Origin of the sequence: Marinobacter sp. DS40M6 (assembly GCF_028581595.1) — a bacterium.
Lineage (GTDB): Bacteria > Pseudomonadota > Gammaproteobacteria > Pseudomonadales > Oleiphilaceae > Marinobacter > Marinobacter salarius.
In genome coordinates this window covers 34,749-50,355 of sequence record NZ_JAFCAE010000002.1, presented here as the reverse complement: position 1 = coordinate 50,355, position 15,607 = coordinate 34,749, and the positions used below count along the sequence as shown (strand labels likewise).

The 15,607-nt window shown below is 58.3% G+C and carries 13 protein-coding genes; 2 read left to right on the top strand and 11 right to left on the bottom strand.

Annotated elements, in window-relative coordinates; genetic code table 11:
• Nucleotides 1–927, bottom strand: coding sequence for a histone deacetylase family protein (locus tag JJO78_RS04255; protein ID WP_036206435.1), 927 nt, complete (start codon nucleotides 925–927; stop codon nucleotides 1–3).
• Between the two features lie 172 nt (nucleotides 928–1,099).
• On the opposite strand from JJO78_RS04255, the gene JJO78_RS04250 reads away from it, so the two are divergent.
• Complete coding sequence (locus tag JJO78_RS04250) at nucleotides 1,100–3,844, top strand: bifunctional acetate--CoA ligase family protein/GNAT family N-acetyltransferase (RefSeq protein WP_036206438.1); 2,745 nt, start codon at nucleotides 1,100–1,102, stop codon at nucleotides 3,842–3,844.
• Between the two features lie 10 nt (nucleotides 3,845–3,854).
• On the opposite strand, the gene rdgC is transcribed toward JJO78_RS04250, so the two are convergent.
• From rdgC to JJO78_RS04210, 8 genes are all read right to left on the bottom strand, one after another.
• Complete coding sequence (rdgC, locus tag JJO78_RS04245) at nucleotides 3,855–4,784, bottom strand: recombination-associated protein RdgC (protein ID WP_075194581.1); 930 nt, start codon at nucleotides 4,782–4,784, stop codon at nucleotides 3,855–3,857.
• A gap of 115 nt (nucleotides 4,785–4,899) precedes the next feature.
• Nucleotides 4,900–5,100 (bottom strand): DUF2788 domain-containing protein, encoded by a 201-nt coding sequence (locus JJO78_RS04240; protein ID WP_036206443.1) that lies wholly within the window; start codon nucleotides 5,098–5,100, stop codon nucleotides 4,900–4,902.
• 26 nt (nucleotides 5,101–5,126) lie between these two features.
• Entirely contained in the window at nucleotides 5,127–5,897 is a 771-nt protein-coding gene (gene yaaA / locus JJO78_RS04235) for a peroxide stress protein YaaA (RefSeq protein ID WP_273622870.1), read from the bottom strand.
• A gap of 12 nt (nucleotides 5,898–5,909) precedes the next feature.
• A complete protein-coding gene (locus JJO78_RS04230; protein WP_007151668.1) occupies nucleotides 5,910–6,143 on the bottom strand; it encodes a glutaredoxin family protein in 234 nt (77 codons plus the stop codon).
• Entirely contained in the window at nucleotides 6,143–6,892 is a 750-nt protein-coding gene (locus tag JJO78_RS04225) for a YciK family oxidoreductase (RefSeq protein ID WP_036206452.1), read from the bottom strand. Before JJO78_RS04225 ends, JJO78_RS04230 begins: the two co-directional genes overlap by 1 nt.
• A 46-nt stretch (nucleotides 6,893–6,938) precedes the next feature.
• The gene (locus tag JJO78_RS04220; RefSeq protein WP_036206455.1) at nucleotides 6,939–7,598 is read right to left on the bottom strand and encodes an HAD-IA family hydrolase; all 660 of its coding nucleotides are present in this window, start codon (nucleotides 7,596–7,598) and stop codon (nucleotides 6,939–6,941) included.
• A gap of 23 nt (nucleotides 7,599–7,621) precedes the next feature.
• On the bottom strand, nucleotides 7,622–8,350 hold the full coding sequence (gene ubiG, locus JJO78_RS04215) for a bifunctional 2-polyprenyl-6-hydroxyphenol methylase/3-demethylubiquinol 3-O-methyltransferase UbiG (protein ID WP_269400125.1): 729 nt from the start codon (nucleotides 8,348–8,350) through the stop codon (nucleotides 7,622–7,624).
• 34 nt (nucleotides 8,351–8,384) lie between these two features.
• Complete coding sequence (locus JJO78_RS04210; RefSeq protein WP_136633315.1) at nucleotides 8,385–9,725, bottom strand: TRZ/ATZ family hydrolase; 1,341 nt, start codon at nucleotides 9,723–9,725, stop codon at nucleotides 8,385–8,387.
• 159 nt (nucleotides 9,726–9,884) lie between these two features.
• On the opposite strand from JJO78_RS04210, the gene mtnA reads away from it, so the two are divergent.
• The gene (gene mtnA / locus JJO78_RS04205; RefSeq protein WP_051946882.1) at nucleotides 9,885–10,949 is read left to right on the top strand and encodes an S-methyl-5-thioribose-1-phosphate isomerase; all 1,065 of its coding nucleotides are present in this window, start codon (nucleotides 9,885–9,887) and stop codon (nucleotides 10,947–10,949) included.
• Between the two features lie 6 nt (nucleotides 10,950–10,955).
• Here the strand turns inward: mtnA and JJO78_RS04200 are convergent, their stop codons facing one another.
• Nucleotides 10,956–13,148: a carboxy terminal-processing peptidase gene (locus tag JJO78_RS04200; RefSeq protein WP_193216587.1), complete on the bottom strand. Its 2,193-nt coding sequence runs from the start codon at nucleotides 13,146–13,148 to the stop codon at nucleotides 10,956–10,958.
• A gap of 293 nt (nucleotides 13,149–13,441) precedes the next feature.
• The gene (locus JJO78_RS04195; protein ID WP_126810336.1) at nucleotides 13,442–15,592 is read right to left on the bottom strand and encodes a 3-hydroxyacyl-CoA dehydrogenase NAD-binding domain-containing protein; all 2,151 of its coding nucleotides are present in this window, start codon (nucleotides 15,590–15,592) and stop codon (nucleotides 13,442–13,444) included.
• Between the last annotated feature and the right edge of the window lie 15 nt (nucleotides 15,593–15,607).

Here is a 15,607-nt window from a genome sequence, read left to right as displayed (position 1 = left end):
TCAGTGGATGGCGTTGAGTACCTCAAGGTGAGCGTTGACACTCTCGGCCAGCGCCCTCAAATGATAGCCACCCTCCAGGGTCGAGATAATACGGTCGTTGGCATGGTCGCTGGCCACGCTGGTGATCATTTCCGTCAACCAGCGGTAATCCTCTACTTCCAGGTTCAGCTCCGCCATTGGGTCCAGTCGGTGGCCGTCAAAGCCGGCGGAGACTAGCACCAGTTGCGGGCGGAAGTCCTGCAGCCGTTTCAGCCACGCTGCTTCCACGATCTTCCGGTACTCGTCTGCCGGAGTGCCTGCCTGGATGGGCGTATTGATGATGTTTTCTGCCTGGCGATGCACGTGGGAATGCGGGTAGAACGGATGCTGGAAACTGGAACACATCAGGATGCGTTCATCACCGCCCACGATATCCACCGTGCCGTTGCCCTGGTGTACGTCGAAATCAATAATCGCTACCCGCTCTAACTGGTGAAAGTTCAACGCCCGCATGGCGGCCAGCGCGATGTTGTTGTAGAAACAGAAACCCATTGATTTACTGCGTTCGGCATGGTGCCCGGGTGGCCTGGCGCACACAAACGCGTTGGTAAGCTGGCTGCTGAGCACCATATCGACTGCTTCAATGCTGGCACCAGCGGCAAGTCGGGCGGCTCTCAGGGTGTCAGGCATCATGGCGGTATCGGGGTCGGTATACACCCGTCCCCTGGTGGGCTGCATCAGATCAAGTTGGTTCAGATAGCGTTCGGGGTGCACGGTCTGCAACTGGTCCCGGGTGGCTTCGTCAGGTCGCACCCAGTCGAGATCTTGCCCCAGGCCGGTGTCGGCCAGGTAACTGGTGATGGCTGCCAGTCGCTCGGGGCACTCAGGGTGCTCCGCCCCCATATTGTGTTTCATGCAGTCGTCGTGAGAGAAGAATCCCGTTGTCATACTGGTCCCGAACACTCTGGTTGTGCTTGTATTTTGTCCAATATTATCAGGGATAGACCGGGCTTTCTGCGTTTCTTTGGTCTTATGGCGGAGATAGCCGTTTTACATCGTCAGGCAAGCGCCTAAGATAAGGTGTACACACGCCCGGTCGACTCGAATCAAGGAGTGAAACTTGAGCACCCGTTATCTGGAAAGCCTTTTCAACCCGTCTTCTATTGTGGTGATCGGCGCCTCGGAACGGGCAGACAACCTCGGTGGCATGGTTCTGCGGAACCTACTCGGTGGTGGTTATCCCGGCCAGTTGATGGTGGTCAACCAGAACGATTACGACAACGTCCACGGCGTACCCTGCGTCAAGAAAGTATCCCGCATGGGGTTTAGCCCCGATCTGGCGATTATCTGTACCCCTCCGGATACCGTGCCGAAGATGATCAAGCGACTGGGCGAGGCAGGCGTCCGCACGGCTATTGTGATGACAGGTGGCATGTCCAGGAGCCACAGTAAAACCGGTCAGCCATTAATGTATTCGGTTCGCGATGCTGCGCGGGAGACCGGCATACGCGTGCTTGGTCCCAATACCATTGGGCTGATGGTGCCAGCCCGCAGCCTGAACGCCACCTATGCCCACATGGGCGCCATTCCCGGTAAGGTGGCGTTCGTGGGCCAGTCCGGCACCATCGCCAGTTCGGTAATCGACTGGGCGTTCGCCCGGGGTGTGGGTTTCTCTTACTTCCTGACACTGGGCGATGGGATGGATATCGATCACGACGACCTGATTGATTATCTGGCCCAGGACAGCCAGACCCGAGCAATATTGCTGCACATTGAGAATATTCCCAATCCACGCCGCTTCATGTCCGCCGTACGTGTGGCTTCCCGCACCAAGCCGGTGATTGCCGTGAAAAGCGGCCGTGTGCCGGAATCGGAATGGTTCCCCCACGAGCTGCCCGCAGGGCTGACCCAGAGTGACCCCATATACGATGCCATGTTGCAGCGTGCTGGTGTGCTGCGAGTGGATGGGTTGGGGCAGATGTTTGATGCGCTGGAAACGCTGACACGAATGCGTCCCCTGCGGCGGGAAACACTGGCCATTATGGCCAACGGCGTTGGCCCTGGGGTACTGGCGGTAGACCGGTTGGCGTATCTGGGTGGTGAACTGGCAAAGCTGTCGGGCAAGTCGATCGATTCACTGGCGGAACTGCTGCCACCGTACTGGACCCGAAAGAATCCTATCGACCTCGGTTACGCCGCCTCACCGGAGCTCTACGCCAAAGCAATCAAGATTCTTGCCAAAGACCCGGAAGTGGCCAACGTTCTCGTGATGTACGCGCCCAGCCTGACCGAGGACAGCCTGCGGATTGCCGATGCGGTGGTTCAGGCTACCAAGGGCACGCGCTTGAACGTCTTCACCTGCTGGTTGGGGCAAAGTACGGTGCTGGATGCCCGCGATGAGTTTTATCGGGCGGGCTTACCGTCGTTCTTCAACCCTGAGAAGGCCGTTATGGCGTTCATGCAGCACGTGCGACACCAACGCGTGCAACGGTTGCTGACCGAAACGCCGGAGTCCTTTACCGACCATCTGGCCGACCATACCCAAACACGGCGTATCGTCGTGAATGCCATTCGCTCCGGTCGGGCGCATCTGTCCAACCAGGAAGCCCGCGACGTGATCCGGAATTACGGCATTAATGCCGTCGAGACCATGTATTGCGACGATATGGAGGAAGTGCTGGAGGTCTTCGCCGTGGAGCGTCGTCCGGTGGACATCACGCTGATCCATGAACAGGCCTGTCATCCGCTTGTGGAACTCAGCCCCGGACAGCGCCGTTACAAGGGCACGGTTCAGAAACTGAACAGTGAGGGGGCGATTATGGATTCCTGTCGCTTCCTGATGGACGAATACCAGAAACATTACCCTGACAGCGGTTTTCTGGGTTTTGCGGTGCAACGTTCCTACCAGCACGTCGGTGGCATCGAGTTCAGTGTGGGGATCACCCGGGACAAGTTGTTTGGGCCGCTGGTAGTCTGCGGCGCCTCGGGGGCGCATATCAACGTAATGACGGATCGACAGATTGCGTTGCCGCCGTTGAATATGGTGCTGGCCAGGGAGCTATTGCGGCGTACCTACATGTACAAGTTGCTGAAAGAACACAGCCTGAAGCCCGAGGAGGACATTCGCGCGGTCTCGGAAACCCTGGTGACTCTGTCCCAGATTGTGATCGATATTCCGGAGATTCGCGGGCTGGAGATCTCACCGCTGTTGTTCAACGACCAGGGCACGGTTGCGGTGAACGTGGCGATCGACCTGGCGGACAAGCCGGGGCGGCCGATTATCCAGCCGTACCCCAGGGAGCTGGAGGAGTGGATCGTGCTGCCGAAGTCCGGGCGCCGTGTCATCATTCGCCCGGTGCTGGCGGAAGACGAACCGGCACACCGTGCGTTTCATGAACTCCAGTCCCCGGAGTCCATCCGTTACCGTTTTTTCCAGTACCGCAAGCACTTCTCCCGTGAAGACGTGGCCCAAATGGTGCAAATCGACTACGACCGGGAAATGGTCTTTATTGCCAATGCGCCAAGGGAGGACGGCGAGGGGGAGGAGACCCTGGGAACGGTGCGAACCTGGACCGATGCCGACAACCTGCGCTGTGAGTTCGCGGTGATGGTGCACGACAGGATGAAAGGCGAGGGACTGGGTGTGGCCCTGATGCAGAAGATGATCGACTATTGCCGTGCCAAGGGCACGGTGGAGATGGTGGGTGATGTGTTACCGGACAATCGTCCGATGCTGCAACTGGCTGAGCATCTGGGCTTCGAGATCCACTACAACACGGAAGAGGAAGTAATGGACCTCACGCTGGTACTGAACGAGCCGGAGAAGGATTGGCAGCGGGAACGCCTGGAACAGACGTCCCACTGAATCGTTACGTTCAGCTTTCTTCCACAATGGCGGAACGGTCTTCGCCGCCCAGGGCTTCCAGCAGGCCAGGAATCAGCCTGGCCAACTCCAGGGTCATCAGTGAAAATGCGGCGTCGAAGCGTGCTGCGGCGTCATCCGCATCCACATCGTCCAGCTTTTCCTGCAGGGTGTCGCCGAATTTCAGGCGACGGATGCCCAGTTCCTCGTCCAGCACGAATGACAGGTTGTCGTCCCAGGTGACAGACAGCTTGGTCACCTGCATGCCGGCGTCCAGATGACTGCGGATTTCATCACCCTGAAGATCCAGGCCTTTGCAGCGCACCACGCCACCGTCTTCGGATGTGTCTTTCAGTTCGCACTCGGTGCCCAGCTCGATGCTCACGGGTAGATCAATGGACTCGTTCAACCAGCCGGTGAAGGTGAAGGCGGGTGCCTGCTCCACGGCTGGCGGGCGAACGGGCAGGGAACCCAGGCTTTTGCGAAGTGTTGAGGCGAGATCTTCCGCCTGTTTGGAGGAGCCCGCGTCAACAACCAGTACACCGTCTGCCGGTGCCAGATAGGCGTAGCAGCGACGGTTCTTGGAAAATGCCCGGGGCAGCATTTCCAGCGTCACTTCTTCTTTCAGTTCGTCCTTTTCCTTGCGTCGCACCTTTCGGTGTTGTTCCGCTTCAATCATTTCAGCCTTCTCGTCCACCAGTTCCTTGATGACGGAGGCGGGCAGCAGCTTCTCTTCCTTGCGCAGGGCAATCAGGTGATAGCCGCCGGCGCTATGAACCAGCAGATCGCTGTGCTTACCCATGGGCGATACCCAGCCCTGGCGTGAGGTTTCCTGGGGACCACAGGGTTTGAAGGCGTCTTCCTGGAGTTTTTCTTCCAGGGCTTCGGCGGTTATTTCGAATGGCTTGGTAAAACGGAATACGCGGGCATTACGAAACCACATGGTCCGGATCCTTGTTGGTTATTCGATGATGGTGAGAGTCTGAAAAGGGTGGGGATGATACGGCCACGGGTCCGTGGCCGTAAAGTGACAATGCTGAAAACCTCATCTTGGGCAGTTAGAGATTCATAATCTCCACCATCACGGTCTTGATGATGAACCCCACCACGCCAGCACCGAGTATGGTGAACAAAATGATGGTGCCAAACCGCCCGGCCTGGGACTTTTTGGCCAGATCCCACACGATGAATCCCATCCAGACGATCAGGCCTGTGAGAAAGACCAGCATGGCGAGCTGGGAAAAAACGGCTTCACTCATTAATGTCTCCGGATTCAGTGAACGGTTTACGGCTTATCCCGTAAGAATACCCAGCTGTCCGCATCGGACTGCTCTTCGCTGAACCGGTAACCTTCCAGGTCAAAGCCTTTCAGGTCACTGGCCTGGGTGATGTTGTTCTGGATGGCGTAGCGACACATCAGGCCCCGGGCCTTTTTGGCGTAAAAACTGATCATCTTGTACTGGCCGTTTTTCCAGTCCTTGAACTGCGGTGTAACCAGGCGACCTTCAAGGTCCTTTTTGCGAACGCTCTTGAAGTATTCGTTAGAGGCCAGGTTTACCAGCACGCCATCATCAGCCTTCAACAAGCGGTTAAGCTCATCGGTGACCTTGCTGCCCCAGAAAGCGTACAGATCTTTGCCCCGGCGGTTCTCGAACTTGGTACCCATCTCCAGACGATAAGGTTGCATCAGGTCCAGCGGCTTGAGCACACCGTAGAGGCCGGACAGAATTCTCAGCCGCTTCTGGGCAATCTCGAATTCTTTCTCACTGAAGCTTTCCGCATCCAGGCCGGTGTAAACATCGCCCTTGAAGGCAAGCACCGCCTGGCGGGCGTTATCCGGTGTGAAGGGGGTGTGCCAGGTGCGAAAGCGTTCAGCATTGAGCTGACCGAGCTTGTCGCTGATCCCCATCAGGTCACTGATGTCATGGGGTTCCAGGTCTTTAAGCTGGTCTATCAGTTCACAGGCATCGTCGAGAAAGTCCGGCTGGGTTGTCTTTTGGGTCGCCAGCGGGCTCTCGTAGTCCAGTGTCTTGGCGGGGGATATCACCATCAACATGTCGGGCTGTCCTCATCGAAGAAAATTCATTAACTGGTCACTGGTGAACGGCCAGTCCAGTTCTTCACCGGTATCGTTACGGCGCAACACCGGAATCCGGGTGCCATAGCGTTCAACCAGTTTTTCGGACTGGGCAATGTCCACGGCGTCCACGGGCACCGGCTCCGGCATGGGCGTTCTGACCAATAGGGCTTCCGCCAGTTCGCACAGGTGGCATTGGGACGTGGTGTAGAAAATCAGTTCCATTATTTCGGCTGTGCGTCTATCTGTTGGCCATTCACGTCGTGGCTGTCCTTACCCATCAGGTACAGATACACCGGCATCAATTCCTCCGGTGCCGGATTCTGGTCCGGGTTCTCAGCCGGGTACGCGGTGGCTCTCATATTGGTACGGGTGGCGCCGGGGTTAAGACTGTTCACGCGGACGTTGTGGCGGTCGTCATCCAGCTCCTCTGCCAGCATCTGGCTCAGGCCTTCGATGGCAAATTTGGAAACGGCGTAGGCGCCCCAGTAGGGTTTGGCCCGGCGTCCGACGCCGGAGGCGGTGAAAATCACCGACGCATCGTCGGATTTGCGCAGTAACGGAATCATCGCCCGGCTCAGCAGGAAAGGCGCGGTGGCATTGACATGCATGACCTTGTTCCAGATTTCCGGATCGTACAGTTCGATCGGGCTGCGAGTGCCCAGAATGGCTGCGTTGTGGAGAAGCCCGTCGATCCGGTCGAAGTTGTCTTCAATGGTCATGGCCAGCTCTTCATACTCCTTCACCGCAGCGCCTTCAAAATTCAGCGGTACGATGGCTGGTTTGGGATGACCGGCCGCTTCGATCTCATCGTAGACGGATTCCAGTTTGGAGACGGTGCGGCCGACGAGAATGACGGTAGCGCCGTGAGCCGCATAGGCCTTTGCTGCAGCCCTTCCTATCCCGCTGCCGGCACCGGTCACCATGATGATGCGTTCTTTCAGTAGGTCGGCCGGTGCTTGATAGTCCTGCATTCTGAGTCTCCATTTGGGAAATGCTGAAATAGTGCTGCCATCGGCGCTATTGTAACAGTTTTGCCAGGTCGCTGACGGTGTCCGCAATAAGGTCGGCTTGCCACAGGTCAACGGTTTCCGGCTGCTCGATATAACCGTACCGAACCGCAATGGTTGTCATCCCGGCGTTGCGACCGGCCTCGATATCGCGCTCATGGTCGCCCACGTATACGCCCGTTGTCGGTTCGACGCCCACTTCCTTGCAGGCAAGAAACAGAGCTTCTGGATGCGGCTTGCGGTGGGTGACATGGTCGGGGCAGACCACCGCTGCACAGCGGTTTGCAAGTCCCAGGGCTTCCACCAGCGGGACGGCGAAGCGAACCGGCTTGTTGGTGACAATGCCCCAGGGGATACCCCGTGCTTCGAGGCTTTTCAGTAGGTTGTCCATGCCCTCGAACAGAGTGGTTTCCACGGCAACGCCGGCCTCGTAAAGGTCGAGAAATGCGGTGTGTTTTTCCAGATAGTCGGGATGGTCCGGGTCGAGCCCGAAGCCAATCTTGATCATGGCCCGGGCCCCGTTGGAGACAGAGCGCCGTATATGCGGTGCGGGCAGGCCTGGTAAACCGTGAGAGAGTCGCAGCTCATTCAGGCAACGAATAAAGTCCGGTGCGGTATCGATCAACGTACCGTCCAGGTCAAACAGGACGGTCGACGGGGTTGCTGGCATGGCTGACTCTGGGGGTGTGGCGTTCACGACGGCGTACTGTCCTCTCGTGTGTCCATGGCGTGCATCATGTAGTTCACGTCCACATCCCGCCCCAAGCGGTAGGCTTTGGTAATCGGATTATAGGTCATGCCGGTCAGGTCGCGGATGTCCAGGCCAGCGTGGCGGAGATGGTCGGACATCTCGGACGGCCGGATAAACTTGCGCCACTCATGGGTGCCCTTGGGCAGCAGGCGGAGCATATATTCCGCGCCGACGATGGCGAACAGGAAGGATTTTGGATTGCGGTTGATGGTAGACACGAACAGATGCCCGCCCGGTTTGAGCATGGTGGCGCAGGCGCTGATCACCGACGCCGGGTCGGGCACATGCTCAAGCATCTCCAGGCAAGTCACCACATCGTATTGGCCCGCGTGTTCCGGGTCTTGCGCCAGCTCTTCTACAGTGATCTGACGGTAGTCCACCTCAATGCCGCTTTCCATACCATGGAGTCTGGCGACGGATAGCGGTGCTTCTCCCATATCAATGCCGGTGACATGGGCACCGCGCAGTGCCATGCCCTCGGAGAGCAGGCCACCGCCGCAACCGACATCCAGCGCCCGCTTACCGGCCAGGGGCGCGCGTTCATCGATGTAGTTGAGTCGCAAGGGATTGATGTCGTGCAGAGGCTGGAATTCGCTGGTGGGGTCCCACCAGCGGCTGGCCAGTGCCTCGAACTTGGCGATTTCGTTCTGGTCTACGTTGTGGTTACTCATATGCCGTTCTGCCTGGTCGCTGAGAGTGTGCGCGTCAACTGGTTTGCTGTTCGCGAATACGGTCGGCCCAGCCCTGGACGCGTAGCATCAGGTCCGGGACGTCAATGCGGGTGAGTTTGCCTTCCTGCACCTGGGGTACGCCGTTGATCCAGCTATGGCTTACCTGGCGGCCATGGTTGCTGTAAACCAGATGGGAGGCGGGATCATACACCGGCTGCAGGAACGGGTCGCCGAGATCCACGGCGATAATGTCCGCCAGTTTGCCAGCGGCCAACGATCCCAACTCATGATCGCGCCCAAGAGCTCTGGCGCCCTGGATGGTCGCCATAGCCAGTGCCTCGTGGGCGGACAGTGCCGAGGCGTCGTCTGCGACCACCTTGGCCAGCATGGCGGCGGTGTTAAGCTCGCCGAACAGGTCCAGGTCATTGTTACTGGCCGCGCCATCCGTGCCAATGGCGACATTGACGCCGGCCTTGCGGAATGTTTGCACCGGGCTCAGGCCGCTGGCCAGTTTCAGGTTGGATTCCGGGCAGTGGATAACGTGGGCACCGGTCGCCTGGAGCAGCGCTATGTCTGACTCATCAATCTGCGTCATGTGCACGCACTGGGTGTTGGTCCCGAGTACTTTCAGCTCCGCCAGGCGGGCAGTAGGGCGCTTGCCGGACTTTTCCATGGCGTCCGCAACTTCGAAGGCGGTTTCATGCAGGTGAATCTGGATCGGGGCACCCGTCGCCTCCGATAGCGCTACGGCTTTTCTCAGTGGCTCGTCGGATACGGTGTAGGGCGCATGGGGGCCAATGGCCGGCATGATGAAGGCGTTGTCCTGCCACTGTTTTATGAACGCTTCGCCTTTGGACAGGTATTCATCCGGCCCGCTCCCCCAGGGTGTGGGGAAGTCCAGCAGCGGAAAGCAGATCTGTGCGCGCATGCCGGCGTCGTGCGCAAGCTGGGCAACGATTTCCGGGAAGAAGTACATATCGGAAAACGTGGTGGTACCGGTGCGCAGCATTTCCGCCATGGCAAGCTGGGTGCCATCGGCAATGAATGCTTCGCTGACAAACGTGCCTTCGGCGGGCCAGATATGGTCGTTAAGCCAGGTCATCAGGGGCAGGTCATCGGCCAAGCCACGGAACAGTGACATGGCGGCGTGGCCGTGCATATTGATGAGGCCGGGCAGCACCACATGGCTGGGAAGGTCGATCACTTCCTTGGCACGGAAGCGGGCATCCGCCTCGTCCTGCGATACGATGGCGGCAATCCTGTCACCCTGGACGAGAACCGCCTGATGTTCCAGAACCACATCGGCGGGCTCGATGGGAATCAGCCAGCGTGCGTTGATGCGAATGTCCGCTGCGGTAATGGTATCTGCCGTCATTAACCCTACCTTTGTACGTGCAGCCTGGAACGGAGCCACGCTGTCTTGAAATGTAGCCCGAAAGTATAGCGACCGGCCCGGTTGAGAACTACCCTGGGGGCTGAGTTTACCGTATTAACACAGGTATACTGCCGTTTTGTAACCCTCAGGAGTTAATGAATGAGTCGCGCCCCTGTTTCATCTGGTGACCGTGCTATCGGCACCGTAGCCATTCGCTGGCATGGCGGAAGTCTTGAATTGTTGGATCAGCGGCTGCTGCCGGACCAGGAACACTGGATCACGCTGGAGGGCTCCGCCGGGGTGGCTCAGAGTATCCGCAATATGGTGGTGCGTGGGGCGCCGGCGATCGGAATCAGCGCCGCGTACGGTGTTGCCCTTGCAGCCCGGCACGCTGGTGGCGGTGACTGGAAAGCGGAGATCAAGCAGGCCATTCGCGAACTGGCGGCCTCCCGGCCAACGGCGGTGAACCTGTTCTGGGCGCTGCAGAAAATGGAGCAGGTGTTCTCAGAATGTCACTCCCTGGAGGAGGCGGTAAAGCGCCTCTCCGAAACGGCGGTTCAAATCCATAAGGACGACCTGTCCGCCAATCTGGCAATGGCGGACTATGCACTGGCCCACATGGATGCCAGCAAACCGTTTTCGGTTCTGACCCACTGCAATACCGGGGCGCTTGCCACCGGCGGCTACGGCACAGCGCTGGGAGTGATCCGGCGGCTGCATGAGAAAAAGCTTTTGAAGGATGTGTTTGCCGATGAGACCCGGCCGTGGCTTCAGGGTAGCCGATTGACCGCCTGGGAACTGGCAAGGGATGGGATTCCGGTGACGCTCAACGCAGATGGGGCGGCGGCGTCGATACTTGCGGCGGGTCATGTGCGTTGGGTGATTGTCGGCGCGGACCGAATTACGGCCAACGGTGATGTGGCCAACAAGATTGGCACCTATAGCCTGGCGGTCCTGGCCCGGCATCATAAAGTCGGTTTTATGGTGGTGGCACCGTCCAGTACGGTGGATATGGCCCTCGCATCGGGGAAGGACATCCCGATTGAAGAACGCGAGGGGGAGGAGCTCAGGCAGGTTCGGGGCGTTCAGATCGCCCCCGCTGGCGTGAAGGTGTTTAACCCGGTGTTCGATGTGACGCCGGCCAGTCTGATCGACGTCATCGTCACTGAGAAGGGTGTGGTCAGCACCCCGAACCTGACCGGTATGGCGGGATTGTTTAGCTGAAACCCTTTACTGGCCTGACTTGCCGCTCAGCGTATCCGCCTGGGCGGTGATCTGCTTGGGGGCCAGGATGGACGCCATGCGCTGATCCAGCTCAAGCATATCCGCCATGATGTTACCGCCTTCGCGGATAATGAAATCCAGTTCGTCGTCTGCGCTGTCTGGTTCCGCCGCCTGCTCGTCCTGCCAGTCGTCCAGCGCATCCAGGCTTTCGAAGGCTTCTTCACCGTGTATGGCGCGGCGTGCGTTGGCGATGGTCAACCGGGTGCTCTCAATCTGTGACTGATATTCCTTGCGCTTTTCAAGGTTCAGGCTGACGTATTCCTGTTCGCGTTGTTGCTTCAGGAATTCGATTTCCTTCTGCAGCAAGCTGAACTCCGGGTTTTCCTCAAATCGGGTATCGTGGCGCTTCCGGAGTTCATCGATAACACCGCTGAAGTCGAAGTAGCGCGCATGTGGCACGGCTTCAATCTGGTCCCAGGGCAGGGCGTGGTCCAGCGCATCCTCGCCGATACGGGTCTTGTCCACGCGCGACGGAATTTCTATGTCCGGAATCACGCCTTTGTGCTGGGTCGAGCCGCCGGACACCCGGTAGAACTTGCTCTGGGTGATCTTCAGCTGGCCGTGATTCAGCGGCCGAACAGCCTGTACCGTGCCTTTTCCGAAGGTTTGGGAGCCGACCACAAGGCCCCGGCCATAATCCTGGATGGCACCGGCAAAAATCTCCGAGGCGGAGGCACTCATTCGGTTGACCAGCACCACCAGCGGCCCGTCATAGGCAACGGATGGGTCCTCGTCGTTGAGTACCTGTACGTCGTTGTTGGAGTTGCGAATCTGTACCGTGGGGCCTTCCTCGATGAACAGGCCGACCAGGTCGTTGGCTTCATGAAGTGCGCCGCCGCCGTTATTGCGGAGGTCCATCACCACGCCATCGACGCCATCTGCCTTCAACTCGTCGATCAGTTTGCGAACATCCCGGGTGGTGCTCTTGTAGTTGGGATCGCCATCCTGCATCGCCTTGAAGTCGGCGTAGAAGGTGGGAATGTTAATGACGCCGATGCTGTAAGTGGTATTGCCGCGTTCGAACTCGATGACTTCCTTGCTGGCGCTTTGTTCCTCCAGCTTCACTTTGTCCCGCTCAATGGCGATGGTTTCAGTGACGGTTTCATCCGGGGCATCGGCGGGAATGACTTCCAGGGTCACCGTGGATTCGCGGGGGCCGCGAATCAGATCCACAACCTCGTCGAGGCGCCAGCCGATGACGTTGACGGGCTTTTCCTCGTCGTCCTGTTTGACCGACACGATACGGTCTGCCGGCTCAAGCTGGCCTTGCTTTGAGGCAGGCCCACCCGGTACCAGGCGAACCACCTTGGTGTATTCGTTGTCTGATTGCAGCACTGCGCCGATGCCCTCGAGGGACAGGCTCATGTTGATATTGAAATTCTCGGACGTGCGCGGTGAAAAGTAGGAGGTATGCGGGTCCCACATGCCCGCGAAGGCGTTCATGTAAGCCTGAAACGCGTCCTCGCTACGTGCCTGGTAGGCGCGCTTCAACTGGCCTTCATAGCGCCGTTGCAGAGCCTCCTTGATGGATTCGTCATCGGAATCGTTGAGACGTTGTGCCAGGACGGCGTTCTTGATTCTTTTTACCCACAGGTCGTCCAGTGCTTCCCTGTCGGCGGCCCAATCGGCATCGGAGCGGTCCAGCAGGATGCGTTCGTCGGCACTGAAGTCGAGCTTGTCGATGCCGTTGTCGATCAGGTCGAGAGCGAACTCGAGGCGTTCAATGATGCGTTGCTGAACCAGGTTGTAGATATCAAAACCCGGTTGCAGTTGACCGGTTTTGAGCGCCGATCCGAGCCCAAGCCGAATCGCACTGAGCTTGTCGATGTCTTTCTGTGTCAGGTAGACGCGCTGGCCATCCAGGTAGTCAAGATAAGCGTCAAACACATCCCCAGACAGCGAGTCGTTGATGCTCAAATCGCGGAAGTGGGTGAACTGCAATTGGCGGGCAATCAATATGTTGGCGCGGGCCTGCTCCACCGTTGGAGACACCGGCTGGTAGACCTTGTCGGTATCCAGCTTGGCCGATACAGGCACAGCGAGTGCGAGCGTGAGAGCCAGGGCAAAGGTTTTTTTGCCGGGCATGACTCCACCCATGGTCGTGCTGTAACGGGTGACAAATCGTTCCGCGATGCTCATAAGCTTTGTTACCTGACGGTGTGGACGATACCGTGCGCTGCGGAGAGGGACCCATGATGAGCGGCCGCTGGCAGTTGATTAAGCGCTTTTTGGGTATCGCTGGATTGGCTCATGGTTTTATTGTAGGCAAGCACAGAACCGGTTGCCATAGTGGGGAAGTTTCGATACGTGACAATCTGTCCATGAAGTCGTCAGATTTGTGAACGCGGGGGCCGGCGGAAAGCCAGCGAGAAACCTTTGGTGACCCCCTTGCCGGAGCGCGCAGGTGCAGCTCCGGCAAGGGATGGGGTTGATTACTCGAAGACCGCGTTGCGTTCTGCCTTGTCCAGCAACAGACGGGGTGGGTTGAATCGCTCACCAAAGCGCTCGGCCAGGACTTTTGCCCGTTCTGCAAAGGCTCTGACACCGTATTGGTTGATGAACTGGATGGCACCGCCGGTCCAGGGGGCAAAGCCAATACCGAATATACTGCCGATGTTGGCGTCTTCAACGGTCCGGAGTACGCCTTCTTCCAGGCAGCGTACGGTTTCGATGGCCTGGATGAACAGGATGCGGTCTTTCAGCTCCTGGAGGTCCGTGTTCCGGGCTTTTTCCCGATCGACAAACAGTGTGTCCAGTTCCGGCCAGAGGTGCTTTTTCCCAGATTGCGGATACTCGTAGAAGCCGGCACCGGCGGCCTTGCCCTTGCGGTCGTGGCTGCCGACCATCCGGTCGATGACGGCTTCCGCCGGGTGCGCGTTCCAGGTTTGACCGGCCGCTTCCGTGTCTTTTTTGCTCTGGTCGCGGATATGTTGCATAAGGGTCATGCTGACTTCATCAGAAATCGCCAGCGGGCCGACCGGCATGCCGGCCAATACGCCTGCGTTTTCGATGCTGGACGGATGGATACCTTCACCCAGCATGGCGATTCCTTCATTGACGAAGGTGCCAAACACCCGTGAGGTGAAGAACCCGCGGCTGTCGTTGACCACAATGGGGATCTTGCCGATCTGCTGGACGTAATCAAAGGCGCGGGCGAGGGTGTCGTCAGATGTTTTCTCACCCACGATGATTTCCACCAGTTGCATCTTGTCCACCGGCGAAAAGAAGTGCAGCCCAATGAATTTTTCGGGCCGAGCCGAGGCCTTGGCCAATTGGGTAATGGGAATGGTGGAGGTGTTGGACGCAAAGAGACCGTTCCCGGCCAGTTTCGCTTCCGCTTCCTGGGTTACTTTTGCTTTCAGGTTGCTGTCTTCAAAAACGGCCTCGATGACCAGATCGCATCCTTCCAGGTCGTCCGCGGAACCAGTGGCCTTAATGCGGTTCAATATCTCGGCTTTCTGTTCTTCCGTCATGCGCCCACGGCTGACTTTTTTCGCCAGCAGTTTCTCGGAATAGGCCTTGCCTTTTTCAGCGTTTTCCGTGGAAACGTCCTTGAGGACCACATCCAGGCCTCGGGTTGCGGTGGAGTAGGCGATGCCCGCGCCCATCATGCCGGCGCCAAGGACGCCCACTTTGCGGAAGGTTTCCTTCTCAACACCCTGCGGGCGGCTTTCGCCGGCGTTGACCGCGTTAAGCTGAAACCAGAAAGTGCCGGTCATGTTCTTGGCGACCTGACCAATAACCAGTTCCGCGAAATAGCGGGTTTCGATCAGGCTGCCATTGTCGAAGTCCACTTGGGCACCTTCCACGGCGGCGGACAGGATACGCTCCGGGGCGGGGTAGCAGCCTTTGGTTTTCTGCTTGAGCATTGCCGGCGCAATAGCCAGTTTCTGGGCCATGGCGGGGTGGTGAGGCGCGCCGCCAGGAAACTTGAAGCCTTTCTGGTCCCAAGGCTGCTGGCTCTTTGGATTGGCGTCGATAAAGGCCCGTGCCTTGGCCATCATGTCGTCGGTGGACGAGGCCAGTTCATTAACAATGCCGGCCTTAAGCGCCGCTTTTGGGTTTACCTTTTTGCCTTCCATCAGGAAGGGGAAGGCCGCTTCCAAACCGATCATACGGGGCAGGCGTTGAGTGCCGCCGCCACCGGGCAACAGTCCAAGGGTGACTTCCGGAAGGCCCAGTTGAATCTTGTCTTCGTCCAGAACAACCCGGTGATGGCACGCCAGGCAGATTTCCAGACCGCCACCGAGGGCAGAGCCATTGATGGCTGCCACGATGGGTTTGCCGCTGGTTTCGAGGACGCGCATCTCGGCTTTCATGCCGTTGACCATGTCTTCAAAGGCACCGGCGTCCTCCCGGGTTACTTTGTACAGCTCTTTCAGGTCACCGCCGGCAAAGAAGGTTTTCTTGGCGGAGGTGACAATAATGCCGCGGATATTGTCGAGATCGCTTTTAACCTTGCCCACTGTCTCCGTCAGTGCCGCTCGAAAATCGGCGTTCATGGTGTTGGCGGACTGGCCGGGCATGTCGATGGTCAGGGTCAGGATCTGGTCTGAACCCAGGTCGTAGTGAATGGCGCTCATAGTTGGTTCTCCTCT